Raw genomic sequence first — 16,298 nt, forward strand, 5'->3', positions numbered from 1 at the left:
AGCGAATTTAATACACGTCCATTGCAAAAATTCTCGATTAGCGGACGGCTCCGAGGACATCAATGCGGCCCCGTCCGAGGAGTCCGGCATAGCCGGGATTAAGACGGTCAATATTGACGGCGCTTCGGAGGATGGCCCAGCGGACGTTCCACCGCCCGGCTGAGATCACCAGAGCTGCTTCGCCGCTGACGAAAGCCGCCGCGTAGGATGTACCGCTGCCCCAGCCAAAGCGCCCACCGGGAAAGGCGCTGTAGATGGAGACGCCGGGGGCAGAGACGTCAATATGGCTGCCGTAATTGGAGAAGGGGGCCTTGACATCACCGCTGTCCGTTGCAGCAACGGCCAAAACATCGTCGTCCGAAGCCGGATACTCAGGAGAACTCGTGCTGTCATTGCCGGCTGAGGCGACGAGAATGACGCCGTGTCGAGCAGCATAGTCAACGGCCGCCCGCAGGACTTCAGGTCCGGAGGAACCGGGGATACCGAAGCTCATGTTGATCACATCGGCTCCCGCGCGGACGGCGTACCGGATCGCCGTTGCCACCTCGGAGATCTTCCCGATCCCGTCTGGGTCGAAGGCCCGAATCGGCATCAATCGGGCACGCGGAGCGATGAGACCAACAATGCCAGCGACCATCGTCCCATGCCCGTAGGCCATCCCGCCGGGCACTTCTGCCGGGTTCCGATCCTTATCAACGAAGTCGAAGCCCCTGACCAGCCGTCGTGCCGCGATGGCCGGATGACCGGCATCAATGCCGGTATCTATGACGGCGACTGTGACGCCTTCTCCTTGAGCAATAGCCTGTGCCTCCTCCGCCCGAATGAGGGTAACCGCGTACTGCCCGAAGTAATCCGTCGGGGACAAGCCATCAACAAAAGCTACGCTGCGTTGATCAACAAACGCGACACTGCGTTGTTCTACTTCCGGCACTCTCACCCAGTAGTTGGGTTCGGCGGACCGCACGTCCCCGTCGGCCCGCAGTTGGTTGATTACCTGCCAGGCAGTTGCGGGTGAGGTGTAGGAGAAGACATAGAAATCATCCTCCAGATCGCCGATGAGTTGCAGGTTATGTCGTCGCGCAACGGTCAACGCACTCCGACCCGGCCTGAGCTGGCAGATCACCTCTCCCCCGCCTCGCTGACGCTGCGCGTGAGCCACGAGCTGATCCCCCGATGTCGTTCCTTCGGAGGGAACCAGCATGGGTGCTCCGGCAAGAAAGAGCATGAGGATCGAGCCTCCGACGACCATCACGACTCTACTCTTCCCTCTCCTTTTCATATGAAAACTCCTCCTTCTCGCAGTTGTCGTTCTGTTTGGAGGCGTCGCCATTAAGATGCTCCCATGAGGATAAATGGTGCCCAAAAATAAGGGTGATGGTACTGACCCTTGACCGCCAGTTGAGCCTGTCGCAGAGCTGCCCGCTTCGAAAGCCCCCCTTTCAATCCGGCGTAAAACTCCCGCATGAGTTCCGCCGTCGAACGATCGTTCACCATCCACAAGCTGACAACAAGTGACGGAGCACCGGCGTAGAGGAATCCACGCATCAACCCGAAGAGCTCATCTCCCGGGAAGACCTCGTTCATTCCCGTCTCGCATGCGCTCAGGGTGACAAGCTCCGCCTGGAGGTTGAGGGTGAAAATATCATAGAAATTCAGCCACCCATCACCGACCTTCAAGGCAGAGAACATGGGATTATCCCGGCGAAAGACTCCATGAGCAGCCAGATGAACGAGGCGACATCGAGAGGCGCAGTGTCGCACTTTCTCCAGCGTCGCCTCGGGGCCGCGCAGAACTTGTGCCTCTTCCCACAGTGATTTCACCGCCGCCACTTCCTCCTCGATGAAAGGGGCGTTTTCGTCAGGGACGCCAACGATGAGAATTTCCGTCCCCACGCGCTGCGTGCGCGCTTTATCCGAACAGAGTTTGTAGACGCTGGCGCTGGGGCAATAGGAAATCTCATACTGTTCGATCAAATAGCGCTCACCATCATGGAGGGCGTGGAAGGGGACATAGTGCAGGAAATCATGGGGAACAAAAATAATCTTCTTTCCCGCCAGCACCGGGGCAATAGGTTGAACGAGGGCTTCATGCAGCTTTTGCAGATAGCGACGAGTGAGAAACTCGACGTTCTCCTGATGAGCGCGGATGTAGCTTTCGCTGAGAGTAAACTTGTCCAGGTAAAACTTCAACCGCCGGAGTAAGGGCGTGATGACATGCAAGCTGGTGATGTCATTGAAAACGTGAATCTCCTCGCGGCTGAGGCTGAAAGCCTTAACTCTTCCGTCAACTGAAAAGTACTCGATGAGAACTTCATCCGGGGCCAGGCACTGGCGGACCTCACGGGCATCAAACTGAGGTGCCGTATGAAGCAAAGCATACTCAGCATCTTCCAAAGAGAGGCGGCGTGCCAGGCGGGCCAGTTGTTTCTCCCGCTGGCGTACCTCCTCATGCAGATGCATGCCAAGCCAGGCGGGACGCTGTTGCGCCCGGCTCTCATAATGGTTCATCCGGTTGTAATACCAATCCAGCTCTTCGCGGAGGCGATTCCACTGGCGATAGAGGCGCTCGACCGACGGGTCCTTGACTTTGCCGGGAATGGTGCGATTCATCGCCAGCAGTTCGACGAGCGACCGCGATTTTGCCGCTTCCACATAGGTGAAGGCTTCTTCTACCTTCGCTTGGGTTCCCGCGCGCAAACACAGCTCGACCAGATCCTCGTAGACGCGCAACTTGTCCTTGAGAAACGAACACTTGTACTCATCCAAACGGATGCTCGAGCGCAGGGACTCCAGATAGGTGATCGCCTGCCGGTAATGATGATAGGCCTGTTGCTCCTGACCGGCCTTTTGCATCGAATGGCCGAGCAGATGCAAGCACTGATACTTGAGCCAGGGGACCTCGGCATCGCCGATCAGTTGAAGGGCCGACTGACAGAGGGTTCCCGCTTCGTCCAGATCACCCAGGAAGAATTTCAACCGCGCCAGTTGCAATTCGGCATAAGCGGCTTTGGCCGACAGATTCTGTTCTCCGAAGAGCCGGCGCGCTTCAGCGCATAACCGCAGCGCCTGATCCCACTCATGCCAGTGCGTGAGCAGATCGCTCAGATAGATATCGGTCAGCGCCGTATAGACATCATTGCCTTCGGCGAGGAAGCCGCGCCGGGCTTCCTGAAGAGCTTGTTCGGCTGCCCGGAAGTTGTTCAGATGCGTGTACGCAATCCCCATGTACATCTGGGCCTTGGCGCGCTCATAGGTCATCCGCATCTCGGAGAATTTTTCCGCCGCCAATCGGGCGGATTCGAGCGCGTCCTCATAGGTGTTAAGTTGAAGATAGACCTCGGCCATATCAAGATCGCACAGGGCATCGAGAAGTGTATCCCCAAGCTCCAGCGCCCGCGCTCGCACCGAGGTGAACAACTTCAAACTTTCCTGAAAGCGCCCGCGGAGGAAGTACAACCAGGCAATGCTGTAGTCGGTCTGGTTGACAAGCTGTGGCATGTCCAGGCGCTCGTAGCCCTGCCGCGCCTGTGCGTAAAGCGCCAGGGCCTTTTCAAATTCGTTGAGCTGCGTGTACTGATTGGCCATGCTGAAGCGGGCGTGAGCCAGCCCGAACTCATCCTCGTGAGCGGCAAACGTCGCCTCCGCGCGCCGGTAATAGTCCAGAGCCTCTCGGTAGCGGTCTTGCCGGTGATAAATATTGCCGACGTTGAGTTCAAGTTGCGCCAGGAGAATCTCCTCGCCGTGACGATGAAAGACTTCGCGGGCGCGGGCGGCAACCTCCAGGGCTTCCTCATAGCGACCCAGATACATCAGGGCGTCTACCTTCGCACGGGCAATGCGGGCCGCATCCACTTCACGTCCCGCTTCCTCATAGATCCGCTCGGCCTGCTCGTAAAACTCAACCGCTTCGGGGTAGCGGCCGGTAAAGTGCATGGCCAGCGCACAAGCATGATGCGCCTGAGCCAGGCCTAAAGGATCATCACAAAACCGGGCGGCTGCTTGAGCGATCTCCGCCAGGGCAACTGCTCGATGCAGGTCCGCCCGGATCAGACGAGCCACTTCCTCCTTGAGGCGTTGAATGACCGAGGCGCTTATCGGCCCTCGCCGATACCGCAGAAGCCGGTTGAACTCCTCCACTCCCGAGAGCCGCAAAAGCTGCTGTGAAAATTCCCCCTCGGTCCATGCCATCGGTGAAGCAAACTGTTCCATGATCAACTCTCGCGCCCCTCGCGGGTCGTTTTCTGCCCGAAAGATCGAACAATCGCCGGAAGGTCGGGGATGTAGATGGCCTGATCCTTCAATCGAATCCTCAGATCGTAGACCCCTTCCTGCACGCCATCGAGAATGAACTCGCCGAAGACATTGGCCTGCGTGATATGGGCCAGTGTCGAAGCCTTCACCAGCTCGACGGTCGCATGGGCGACCGACCGAAGGTCATTGGTGATGGGCATGGATTGGCCGATGATGTCAACGGCATCCTTGGCTTCAATATAGTCCACCGACAGGTCAACATCGTAGTCGCCCGCCCGATAGAGGAACTGTCGAGACATCGGCCAGGTACCTCGTAAGCCCAGAAGCCGCCCCTCCGCAAAGCTATCCACAACGAGCACGGCCAGCGTGGCCCGTTCCTCGGCCGATGGCTGCAACTGCCGATGGTGCCGATACAGGGCTTGTGCCTGACGCCGCAACCAGATTGGAGGGTCAATAAGACAGGGATCCCAAACTGCCGAAAGGAGCTTCCGAATCTGGGTCAAGCGATGGCGACAGCTTTCACACCCCGCTTCCAGATGTCTGCGAATCTCCTCAAACGACCGTGAGAGAGGGTCAGGCCAGGTCGCCCTCTCATCGTCGTTTTGCTGGGCGAAGGCTAAAAGCTCTTCCACCGTCGGACACATGATGCCGCCTCCTCGCATTGAACGACTAACCTGCTTTCCAATTTAATGGTGCAGCTACCCACCAGGAAAAATTCCCCCAGAATGATTAAAAACCCAGTTCCGTTAGGATTCGCAGGAGTTTCCTCAAGCAACGCCCCCGCTTGGGGCCGATAGTCGAGACCGATAATCCCAGCTCCCGAGCAATCTCCTCGTAAGACCAGAACTCTTTCTCATAAAAGAGGTATGTGAGGAGCCGACGGCACGGCTCCTGCATCATGGAGAGTGCTCGCCGGACCAGATGCTCCCGCTCCATTCGCTCGATGACTTCATCGGGAAGGAGTTGTTCATCGGGCAGCTCAGCGACTTCTTCCTCAACCTGATCCAGGCTGACAACCGGAGCCGATTGTCTCCGCCGCACCCGATAACACTGCCGCAGCGTCACCGTCGTCAACCAGGAACTCAGTTTGGATTCATCGCGCAGATTCTCCAGATCCTGCAGCAGGACCAGGCAGACCGACTGGAAGACATCAGCTACATCTTCTGGAGGAAGGTTCGCCCGCCACGCAATGGAATAGATGAGACTCCCATAGCGGTCGAGCAAAGCTTCCCAGGCGTCGGCGTCACCTTTCAAGCATCTCTTGATTAAAGCGCGATCTGATTCCTGGTGATAACCCGTGGTGTGCGAGAGATCGGCCAGATAGAGGTCGAGACCTTCACTCGTTCGATTCGCCATAAATGATCTCACTGACACGCGACGCTCCACCAGGCGGGTTGACCCCACTTTCTACTCCTTCGCTCCCATCTGGTTGATTATAACCGCGTGGCCATGGCAAAGGCATCCGCCTTCTGGAGTATTCTCGTCGGAAAGATGGAGTGTTTTCTGAGAGATTTTTCGAATAAGTCCTCACCTCCAGCCCGCTGGCTTGTCTTCCGCGTGCAGACTCACAAGGATACTCCCGGGCCGACGTCGCTTTCGCCGATGACGACGGAAAGCCGATCTCCATCGCTTGAAGAAGAGAAGCCATGTTCTTTATACTGACAGCGACGTGAGCGCGGAGGGTTAGCCTAATTGGTAAGGCACCGGTCTTGAAAACCGGCGGGCGAAAGCCCTTGTGGGTTCGAGTCCCTCACCCTCCGCCATTCGGTGAGATTGAGTGGAAAGATTATTCCCCCGCGCGCTTAGGATCCCTGGGAGGCTTCCCTGTCGGGAGAGTTCATTCAGGAAGTCCGGGCTGCCGCCGTGGAGCGCTGAATTCTCGCCATACGGGATAGATACGGCAGGAGGAGGCGATCGCCGATCATCCGTTGTGCATCTGTGGTCATTTCAGGAAGGGCTCACTCACATGGCCCACGCGACAAAAGAACGATTGGAAAAGGGTACGATAGAGACGATCGGAAAAACGGTGTCAATCCGTGAACCCCGTGACATTCGAGCGTATAGTAGATGACAGAACTCCCGCATCACAATTTCGATTGTTCGCTGCCGGAGGTAATCGCCGATGACCGGTCTCGGTCATCGGCGATTACAGGACCACGACTACCACTCCACTCGGAAGCCGAACTGGATAAAGCGCGGCTGATTGAACTGGGTGTTGAGGACTCCGAACGCCGTCGGGTTTTGTAGATCGAGCGTCGGATCAGCTAGCTCCAGGTGGTTGAAGGCGTTCAGCATATCGAAGGTGAAGACAAGGCGCACGCTCTCGGTGATGGCCGTCTTCTTCCCCACGGAGATGTCGGCGTTCCAGCGCGGCAGTCCTCGCAGCACGCCACGACCCTGCCGACCATCCTCGCTAATGCGAATCTTGCGAAAGCTGTTGAACACCGCCTCAGGATTGGAGAAGAGATTCAACCCCGTCCCACGAGCTTTCGGATCGCCGGCAGTACCGATGCCGTTGGAGCCCGCCACACCGCGTTTCACATCGTTGGCCTCATCAATCTTACGGGTGGGGATAGCGCCCGCAGCTACCGAAAAGTTGAGCGGATCACCGCCCCAGACCTGGTTACTCTGTCGCACCGTCAGGGGCAGGCCGCTATTAGCCGTGTAAATTCCCGACACGTACCATCCGCCAATGACCTTATCGAACCACGATCCCGTGTTCCACCGCTGGCCGCGTCCGAAAGGCAGGTCATAAAACCAGAGGACGTTCAGCACATGACGACGGTCGAAGAAGGCCGGACCGTAGTCAATATCGGGATCATAGGCGGAGGAGAACGTCCCGATGAAATTCTGGATCAGCCCCGCTTGATCGAGCGTCTTGGACAATGTGTAGTTGACGTCGAACGTGAGGTTGTGCGAGAACCGCTTTCGCAGAGTGGCAAAGAACGAGTGGTAATTGGAACGTCCCCCGTCGGTGCGAATCCACAGGTCGAGCACCTGGAGATTGGTGATCGGCCCACCAGGACGGCTGAACTGAATGAGCGTCCAGAGATCATTGAGCAATCCATCGCGGAACGCTGCCGTTCGAGCAGTGGCGACGTTCACAGTACCTCCAGGACCGAGCTGGTTCTCGAACCAGGGTTGCGGCGTGACAGCACTCGGCGCGACCCCGGCGCGAAGTTGAGCGGCGACGGCATCGAACGCCTGAGCGAACGTCTGGCCCGAAGTCTTGTCCCGCATGAAATAAGGAACTGCGCTCAGTTGGACGTTCTGGTTGAGATTGCGACCGAGCCGGCCCGCGTACCCGACCTCCAGAATCATATTGGCGGGCAGTTCCCTCTGAATGGTGAAGTCAATGCTGTGCGAGCGACCGACCTTGATGTCGGGATCAACCTGGAACGAGAGCAACTCGCCAAAGGGACTTCCCGGCACTACCGGAGGCGCTGCCGGAGGAATTGAGGGAATTGGAGCCGGACCGTCCACACCGATGCGGAAGCCATTGGTCGGATTGTTATTGTTGGCGCACTGACCGCCGATGACCGGACCCCGACAATTAATCGTCTGGGCAAATCCGACACCGAGCAGAGGAATGACCACCGTCTGGACCGTATTCAAGCGGTCGAAGAGAACGGCATAACCGCCCCGGAAGACCGTTTTTCGCTGACCGAACAAGCGGCCGGCCAGCCCGCTGTCAAACGAGGGATTCCAGGCGATGGCCAGACGGGGACCGAAGTTCGTGCGATCCACGTCGAAGATGCGGTCGCGGGTCGCGTTGCGGATCGGCTGAAAGGCGAGATCGGGATTGAAGATGTCGCCGGCCAGCGCCGCTCGCCGTCGCGCTTCGAGATACTGACTGGAGGTAATGATCGAACCAGACGCTTTCTCGATCATGAACGTCTGACGACCTTCTTTCTCCACCGGTGGAGTTTGCCACTGGTAGCTGGCTCCCAACGTGATGGTGAGCGAAGGTCGGATGCGCCAGATGTCGCTGTAGTAAAATTCGTAGGCGTTAATCGTCGCGTCCACTTCGAGGGCCGTTCCGATGGGTTTGGGCCGAAGCGAGCCATCGCGCACGATCATGACGCCCACGTTATCAATGATCCCGAGCGTGCCCGCGAGCAGCCGATTCCACCGGCTGACATCGCCCGCCTGCAGGCAGTTGGTGCGCACGGTCGCCGTGCAATCCGGCGGGCGGTTCTGCGGAGGGATCGTCACGGCGCCGGCAACATCCAGTTCCGCCACCAGGGACGAAAGCGATCCGACGACCTTATCGTTGCGCAGGTGGAAGAGGCTCAGCCGGCGGATCGAAGTCCCGAATTGCATGGTGTGTGAACCTTTGATCCAGGTGGCATTATCCACCCATTGCCAGACGTGATCGTTGACCCCCTGCGTGCGCGCCAGTTGCGTGTGGACATCAATGGGCTGCGACACGATGCCGCCGAACTGAGGATCACCGGCGACCTGGATTGCCACGTTCGTCCCCTGAACCTGCGGGAACGGCGTCACGCGCGTCAACCACCAGAAATTCCGCTGGTAGGAGAAGCGAAATTCGTTGGTCAGACGAGGTGTGATCTGGCCGGTCAATCCCCCCACAACGTAGCGCGGTTCCACCGGAACTTTGGCGAGCGAGGCCGGCACGCCCTTGGTATTACCTTGCAACAAACCGCCGATGTCGAGCTGCGTTGGGGAAGCCGACTCCTGGCGGAAGTAGCGATAGCTTCCGTCAAATCGCCACCGATCGCTGAAGTTGTGATCGAGTCGAACGACGGCGAAATCGTTATTGATCGAAGCATCGGCTGTGCCACGAAAGCCGATCGTGTTGAGTCCATCGCCGAGCGAGGCATCATTTCCGGCGGGGAGGAAATCCCACAGTCGCTTCACGACCGGATTGATGCCGATGCCGCGCGGGTCACAGGGATCAGAGTTCGAGGGACCGCACAACCGCGAGGTCTTCAGATCGTAGCTGACGACGTTACCGCTGGCATCGCGGAAGCGAAGAATCCCCGCCCGCAACGTATCGGTTGGAACAATTCGGGTGATGTTGGCCGTCTGGGGGAACCGGCGCCCTTCGTAGTTACCGAAGATGAAGGTTCGGTTCTTCCAGATCGGTCCGCCCGCCGAGAAGCCGAAACGATTGTCCTTCAACTCGGGCTCCTGGATTTTGTGTCGTCGCTCGGGATCCGTTTCCGTCAACCCGAGCGAGCGCTTGTTGGTCCAGGTCGCCGCATTGAGCGCATCATTTTGGTGATACCAGTAGGCGGATCCGTGAAACTCGTTGGTTCCACGTTTGGTCACAAAGATGATCTGTCCACCGGAACTCCGCCCGAACGTCGCGTTGGGATTGGTCGTACCCACGCGAAACTCCTCGACGCTCTCAATGGGGACGGGAATGATCGGCTCGACGCCGCTATTGAGCGGTTTCACCGGGTGGGTCCCCACCGTGTTATCGGTGACGTCCGCGCCATCAAGGATAAAGGTGTTTTGATCGCTGCGCGCGCCGGCCACCTGACCGCCCACGTTATCATTGACGCCAACTCCTCGATAGGGCATCGTCATCGGCTGAAGCAGATAGACTGATACCGCATTGCGATTGGGATTGGGCAGGCGTAGCAGCGTCTCCCCTTTAATCACGTTGCCCACGGTGGAATCGAGCGTTTGCAACTCTACTCCCGCAGCGGCTGTCACTTCCACCGTCTCGGCGATCTCGCCGACCTCGAGCGTGAAATTGACCGAGTAGCTCTTCGCCACGTCCACTTTCAGCTCCGGGATGACCGCCTGACGAAATCCCTTGGCGCTTACCGTCAGCTTGTAAACGCCGGGCGTGAGCGTGGGAAAGATGTACTGACCGCTTTCATTGGTTTGAGTCGTCACGCTGCGACCCGTCGAAATCAAAGTGGCTGTCACTTCGGCTCCAGGAATGACGGCGCCGGCCTGATCCGCCACCACGCCGGTGACAGTGGCCGTCGTCGCCGTCTGCCCTCGCAGCGAAGCAACGCCGAGAAGCACCACGAGGCATGCCCCACCAATTAAGCGAAATGTTCGTACACCGCGCTGCATAAGCTTCACCTCCTTGCCTAGTGAATGGGCTGACAGCGGCCAGTATATCAACAGGCCATCGGGTGTCAAGAATCCAGTGGTCCCGGCGGTGTGCAACAGGCTGTGGAAAATGTTGCACGATGCCATGGTGAGGGTCACGGAGGAGCGGGCCTACACAGCTTGAAGCTTCCTCTCCGACTTGGTTATTCTATAAGCCCCTTAGCTCATAATTGAGGGAGGAGATGGCTATGAGCGCAGTGACGGCGGATGTTAGTCGGCCCGATCCCGCTCGAGGATTCCTCGCTAAACTCCGTTCACTGACACGGCTCTTTTTCGTTACTTCATTGACCGAGAAAACGGCGGATTCCCCGACAAAGGAGAATGCGCAAACCGCTCCGGAGTTGAGTCCGGAGCGAGAGCAATTACGTCTCCGGCATGGGGTCCGCCTGGTAACCCCTGAGGAGGAAGGCACTGGCATGGATCGCCTTCCGCCAGGTGTTTACGGCTTCACCTATACTCCGACGCAGTGGGATGGGCCGCTCTTTCGCACGAAAAAATATTTGACCTTTGAAGTCCACAAGTGCCCGCAGGGGGACGATTATCTCATCGCCTACGCCTCGGAGGAGGATGCTCGGCGAATCAACGATCCCGGACGCGTGACGATCACCGTCTCGCCTGATCCCGAACCAGGCTCATCGGTATTGGTGGTCGTTCCCCTGGACCGGGTCAACGGAGCAATTAACATCTCCAAGCCGATGCAGGGGAAGTTCCTGCCCCTTCACCTTGAACCTTTGGAATAAAGCGTCAGGGCGTGGCCCGCGCCAGTAGACATACGGCGTTGACCGCGAATGCTCGGATAGATCCCGGCCGCGCACAAGAGTGGTGTGCGCGGCCGGGCTCATCTCGTCCCTGCAGGGATATTACTTTCGCCGATATTTCTCGAACCAAGCCAGGAGGTAGAGCTGTTGAGCGAGCTGGTGTGTGGGTCTCCGCCAGCCGTGGTATTCCTCGGGCATGCGCACGAGAAGCGTCTCTTTCTTGAGCATTTTCAGAGCCCGATAGAACTCCTCGCTCTGTCCGATGGGCGTGCGCAGATCGGCTTCCCCGGTCATGATCATGGTCGGCGTTTTGACGTTGGCCACGTAATGGAGCGGTGAGCGCACGGCATATTCCATCGGATCTTCCCAGGGGAATTTCTGGAACTGGTCGTACCAGCTCGCGCCGTCAGTTGTGCCGACGAACGAGTGCCAGTTGATCACCGGTCGCATGGAGACGGCCGCCGCAAACCGATCGGTATGACCGACGATCCAGGCCGTAAGCACACCGCCTCCACTCCCTCCACAGACGAAGAGATTTTTCTCGTCAATATATCCTTTGGCAATGGCTGCGTCCACCGCTGCCATGAGATCGTCATAGTCTTTGCCCGGATACGAGTACTGAATTCCGTTGACGAACTGCTGTCCGTAGCCAGTGCTGCCGCGCGGATTGGTATAAAGCACGACGTAGCCATTGGCGGCAAAGTTCTGGAACGCCCAGTTGAAGGCCACCGAGTACATGGACCAGGGACCACCGTGAATCCAGAGGACCATCGGATATTTCTTGTTCGGATCGAAGTCCGGCGGGCGGATGAGCCATCCCTGAATCTTCCAGCCATCGGGAGATGTTGCCCACAGCTCTTCGGCCTCACCCAGAGTGATGTCCCCGAGCACGTCCTCATTGACATCCACGAGCTTCTTCAGGTTGTTTTCTCCTCGCAGATTGAACGTCACCAGATGCGGCGGTTCTTTGAACGTCGAGCGAATGGCGGCGACCTGACCGTTCTTCGCCACCGAGAGAGAGCTGAGCGTGTGCACGCCCTCGAGGACCTTCCGCATAGGCCCGCTGACGGGAGCAAAATAGACGGTTGTAACGCCTCGCTCGCCCACCGTGAAGTAGACGCCCGAGCTATCGGGGGCCCAGGTGATGTCTCCCGGTGAGTTGTTCAACCCCTCCGCCCAGGCCCGTTTCGACCCACCGTTTTTATCCATGAGGTAGAGATTCGACAGGTGGTAGGTGTAGTTTTTGTGATCGTACCCGGTGTAGGCAATCCACTCGCCGTTGGGCGAGACGCGAGGATTTCCATCGGGCCCTTTTCGGTCCGTCAGAGCTTTGATCTCAAGCGTGCGCAGATCCACAGCGTAGATTTCGCTATCCCCTCGAAGGTATTCGGCATCGGGCTTGCGAATGGCGGAAACGTAGAGGGTTTTCCCGTCGGCGGACCATTCGGGGTTACTGTGATTGTACTTGCCCGAGGTGATCTGTTTGGGCGTGCCGCCGAGCGTCGCGTCAATGACGAACACATGGGTGTAGCCTTTGGGAATGAAGCCCTGGCCGTCGCGCGCCCAACTGAGGCGGTCCACGACCACGGCGGGTCGCGCCCATTCCGCACCCCGCGGACGTTCGGGCAAACGAATGGGAAGGATGGGGTCCTCGTCCGGCACCATCTGGGTGAACGCGATGAACTTTCCGTCAGGCGACCAGCGGAGATTACTCGGCGGCCGCTGCAGGTGCGTGAGCTGTGTGACTTCGCGCGTCTCCACCCAGAGCACGTGAATCTGCGTGGATCCGGACCGGTCGGACAGAAACGCCACCCGCTTGCCGTCGGGCGACCAGACGGGATTGCTGTCCCGCCACAACCCCTCGGTCAACTGGCGCACCCGCGTCCCTTCTACATCTACGATCCAGAGGTTACTCCGGTACTGATCCTTCAACTTGTCCACCCAGGTACGGGTGAAGACGATCTGTCGTCCGTCCGGGGATATTTCCGGATTTCCCACGCTTTCCATCTCGAGGAAAGTTTCTTTGTCAAGCACGCGCAGCTTTTGCTGTGCGGCCAGGAGAGTGAGATTGCTGCTGACCACCACGATGATCGTGACGAGAGAAAGAATCGCTCTTCTCATAGCTCCTCCTTGGGGATGTCGTACGGGAGCGTCCCGTCCGCTCCTAACGGACGGGAACGCCCCGCGACATGCTGATATAGAGCAGGTCATCGCGCCTGCACGGAGTTTCGCATCGAATGCTTCCGCTTCCAGGGCGGTTTATTTCTTCGTTGCCGTGACCGAGCCCACGCGCGAATTCCCTCCATGATAGTTTGGGTAGGCGGGCAGTTTCGGGCGCGGCAAGGGTGTCTTCCTGAGCGCGTCCATCACGACTTCGACCGCCTTCTCCAGTTGAGGATCGCGGCCTTCGCGCCAGGCCTTCGGGTCCAGTTCGACTTCAATATCGGGAGCGACCCCATGATTTTCGACGTCCCAGACACCATCCGGGCTGAAGAAGGCCACGCGGGGAGCGGTCACCATTCCGCCATCTATCAATTGGGGATAGTCGTAGATGCCCACCAGCCCGCCCCACGTCCGCTTGCCGATGAGCGGTCCCAGACCGGCTCGCCGGAAGAGCCAGGGCATGAGATCACCTCCCGAACCGGCATATTCGTTGATGATCATCGCCTTGGGACCGAAGATGGCAGTGGCGGGCGTGGTGAAGATTTTCCCCTCGCGCGTCACCCAGTAATTCATCAACGGTCGCCGCAAGTAGTCAATGATGTAATCGGCAGCCGTACCCCCGCCGTTGAACCGCTCGTCAATGACAGCTCCCTCCTTGTGAATCTGAGCGAAGTAGTAGCGATTGAAATTCGTGTAGCCGCCGACGGCTGTATCGGGCAGATAGATATAGGCCACCCGTCCTCCGCTCAACTCTTCGACGCGACGACGGTTGGCCTCGATCCAGGCGAGGGCGCGGAGACCGGTCTCACTTTCGACGGGCACGACCGTGACCTCGCGGGAATTTGCTCCCGTGGGATCAGGGCCGACGCGAAGGACGACCGCTCGTCCCGCGGTCGCTTCAAAGAAGCTGTAGATATTGTCCGTCGCGCGCAACTCACGTCCATTGACCGCCAGCAGATACTCGCCCACCTGCACATTGACTCCCGGTTGGGTGAGCGGCGCACGAAGCTGTGGGTTCCAGTTCTCCCCGCTGTAGATGCGGGCGAAGCGATACCGTCCGTTTTCGATGGTGTAATCGGCGCCGAGAAGTCCCACCTTCACGCGCTTCACCGGTGGTAAATCTCCCCCTCCAACGAAGAGATGACCGACTGAGAGTTCGCCGAGCATCTCAGCAAACAGGTAGGTGAGATCCGTCCGGTGCGCGACGGCATCGAGGAAGGGTTTATATTTCTCCTCCGCCGCTTGGAGATCAAGACCGTGAAAGCCAGGATCGTAGAAGAAATCGCGCTGGATGCGCCAGACCTCGCGATACATCTGCCGCCACTCGGCGCGGGGATCAACGAGGACTTCCATCTCATCGGTTCGGAGGGCTCCTTCCCCCGGCTTCACCGGCTGTGCGATGGCGGCGATGAACCAGCGATCCCCTTGCTTATAGAGCATTTTCTCCCCGTTGTGGGAAAGGTCGAAGGCCGTGATCCCCTCGAGGACCTTATCCACCTTTCGCTTCTCCAGCGTGAAACTGTAGAGCGTCAACGCTGCCGTATCGGCGAGCGGGGTGAGCCGCTGAGGAGCCTCCAGCAGAAAGAGCGTCCCCGCCTTCCCCGCTCTCAGGCTGACATAATTGCGGGCGGGAATCGGCAGGGCTAAAATCCGCTGGCCGATGTTGTCGAAATCAATCGTCACAGTGATCGCCTCTTTTGACGAAGAAGCCGCCGGTTCCGCTTTCTTCGCCTCCGGTGTTTTCTCCTCATCGCTTTCGGGAGCGAGTGGAGAGGGCAGGTCCTTCCGCAACACGATCAGATAGACGCTACGGGTGACCGGACGATTAAAACTCGACATATCGAGCCAGCCGGTCGCCGGGCCGACATCGGTGCTGGCCGTGAAGAAAATGTATTTGCCACTGGCATCGAAGACAGCAAAGCGCGCGTCACTCATTCCATCAGTGAGTTGATGACGCTCGCCCGTCTCCAGCGAGTAGACCATGACGGCGCACAACCGATTGTCCAGCTGTTTGGTATAAACAATCCAGCGGCTATCGGGCGACCAGGCCGGATCCAGAACCCGCCAGGGATTCTCGTAGGTATTTGTATCCACCTTCACCGGCGTGGCTTTCTCAATGTCCACGTACCAGAGCGTCAGCCGCTTATCGGTGTAGGCAATTTTCTTGCTATCAGGCGACCAGGTGGGAGCATAGAAAAACGAGGGGGGTGTGCCCAGGGGAATTTTCTTGACCTCCCCCATTCCGCTCTGCGGGCGGAGATGCAAGGCATATTCGCCCGACTCATCGGAGAAGTAGGCAATCCATTGACCGTCGGGCGACCAGGCCGGATCGCGCTCGGCCACGCCAGGCGTATTGGTGAGATTGCGAACGTCCCCTTTCTCCGCCGGAACGGTGAGAATCTCTCCTCGGGCTTCAAACACGGCCCGAACGCCTGAGGGCGAGAGTCGTCCGCGCACAATCCGATCCGAGACCCGCTCGTAGCGTGGACGCACGGTGAGCACATCGCCAGCGATGCGCACGCGCAGAGGGCGCGTCTTGCCTGATGCCAGATCGTAAAGATGCAACGATCCGAACTGCTCGTAGACGATTGCTCCAGGGCCCGCACTGGCCGACTTCAGGTCGAAACCGCGATTTTCGATCACGCGGCTGACTCGCTTGGTCCGCGTGTCATAGACAAAGAGGGTCACCGGCCCCTCCCGATCAGAGAGGAAGTAGATTTTGTCGCCGATCCACATCGGATTGAAATCGTTCGAGTTTTGGCGGGGAATCTTCTCGATGCTCGAATCCGAGAGTGTGGCGATCCAGATCGGTGTGGCCAATCCTCCCCGATACCGCTTCCAGGCTTGAACGAGACCCTGTCCCGGAAAGGGATCGCGTGGCAGCGGTACATAGGCGAGTCGTCTCCCGTCCGGCGAGTAAGAGGCTTCATATCCCATCGGCAGGGGAATCTCCTTGGGGAATCCCCCATCCACCGAGATAGTGAACAATCGGTTAAAGCGCGGCGAGAAACTCGATCGGTTCGAGGTGAA

At 58.5% G+C, this 16,298-nt stretch carries 8 protein-coding genes and 1 tRNA gene; 2 read left to right on the forward strand and 7 right to left on the reverse strand.

Annotated elements, in window-relative coordinates:
- Positions 1–37 precede the first annotated feature (37 nt).
- From VNM72_13645 to VNM72_13660, 4 genes are all read right to left on the reverse strand, one after another.
- The gene (locus tag VNM72_13645; protein ID HXF06441.1) at positions 38–1,279 is read right to left on the reverse strand and encodes a S8 family serine peptidase; all 1,242 of its coding nucleotides are present in this window, start codon (positions 1,277–1,279) and stop codon (positions 38–40) included.
- Positions 1,280–1,329: 50 nt separating this feature from the next.
- Positions 1,330–4,209: a CHAT domain-containing protein gene (locus tag VNM72_13650; GenBank protein ID HXF06442.1), complete on the reverse strand. Its 2,880-nt coding sequence runs from the start codon at positions 4,207–4,209 to the stop codon at positions 1,330–1,332.
- Positions 4,210–4,211: 2 nt separating this feature from the next.
- Positions 4,212–4,895: a hypothetical protein gene (locus VNM72_13655; GenBank protein ID HXF06443.1), complete on the reverse strand. Its 684-nt coding sequence runs from the start codon at positions 4,893–4,895 to the stop codon at positions 4,212–4,214.
- A gap of 85 nt (positions 4,896–4,980) precedes the next feature.
- Positions 4,981–5,607, reverse strand: coding sequence for a sigma-70 family RNA polymerase sigma factor (locus VNM72_13660; protein ID HXF06444.1), 627 nt, complete (start codon positions 5,605–5,607; stop codon positions 4,981–4,983).
- 321 nt (positions 5,608–5,928) lie between these two features.
- Between VNM72_13660 and VNM72_13665 the strand changes: the two genes are divergently transcribed.
- A tRNA-Ser gene (locus tag VNM72_13665) sits at positions 5,929–6,014 on the forward strand.
- 397 nt (positions 6,015–6,411) lie between these two features.
- On the opposite strand, the gene VNM72_13670 is transcribed toward VNM72_13665, so the two are convergent.
- The gene (locus tag VNM72_13670; GenBank protein HXF06445.1) at positions 6,412–10,308 is read right to left on the reverse strand and encodes a carboxypeptidase-like regulatory domain-containing protein; all 3,897 of its coding nucleotides are present in this window, start codon (positions 10,306–10,308) and stop codon (positions 6,412–6,414) included.
- A 227-nt stretch (positions 10,309–10,535) separates the two neighbouring features.
- Here VNM72_13670 and VNM72_13675 point away from each other — a divergent pair, with 227 nt between their 5' ends.
- Complete coding sequence (locus tag VNM72_13675) at positions 10,536–11,087, forward strand: hypothetical protein (GenBank protein HXF06446.1); 552 nt, start codon at positions 10,536–10,538, stop codon at positions 11,085–11,087.
- A gap of 120 nt (positions 11,088–11,207) precedes the next feature.
- Here the strand turns inward: VNM72_13675 and VNM72_13680 are convergent, their stop codons facing one another.
- A complete protein-coding gene (locus tag VNM72_13680) occupies positions 11,208–13,226 on the reverse strand; it encodes a S9 family peptidase (protein ID HXF06447.1) in 2,019 nt (672 codons plus the stop codon).
- A gap of 138 nt (positions 13,227–13,364) precedes the next feature.
- A partial coding sequence (locus tag VNM72_13685; protein HXF06448.1) for a PDZ domain-containing protein occupies positions 13,365–16,298 on the reverse strand: 2,934 nt, incomplete at its 5' end.

The organism is Blastocatellia bacterium, assembly GCA_035573895.1.
GTDB lineage: Bacteria > Acidobacteriota > Blastocatellia > HR10 > HR10 > DATLZR01.

What these genes read in the sequence shown, in the direction of transcription:
- VNM72_13675 (HXF06446.1), top strand. Translation starts at nt 10,536, where the DNA reads ATGAGCGCAGTGACGGCGGATGTTAGTCGGCCCGATCCCGCTCGAGGA.
- VNM72_13670 (HXF06445.1), bottom strand. Translation starts at nt 10,308, where the DNA reads ATGCAGCGCGGTGTACGAACATTTCGCTTAATTGGTGGGGCATGCCTC.
- VNM72_13650 (HXF06442.1), bottom strand. Translation starts at nt 4,209, where the DNA reads ATGGAACAGTTTGCTTCACCGATGGCATGGACCGAGGGGGAATTTTCA.
- VNM72_13645 (HXF06441.1), bottom strand. Translation starts at nt 1,279, where the DNA reads ATGAAAAGGAGAGGGAAGAGTAGAGTCGTGATGGTCGTCGGAGGCTCG.
- VNM72_13655 (HXF06443.1), bottom strand. Translation starts at nt 4,895, where the DNA reads ATGTGTCCGACGGTGGAAGAGCTTTTAGCCTTCGCCCAGCAAAACGAC.
- VNM72_13660 (HXF06444.1), bottom strand. Translation starts at nt 5,607, where the DNA reads ATGGCGAATCGAACGAGTGAAGGTCTCGACCTCTATCTGGCCGATCTC.
- VNM72_13680 (HXF06447.1), bottom strand. Translation starts at nt 13,226, where the DNA reads ATGAGAAGAGCGATTCTTTCTCTCGTCACGATCATCGTGGTGGTCAGC.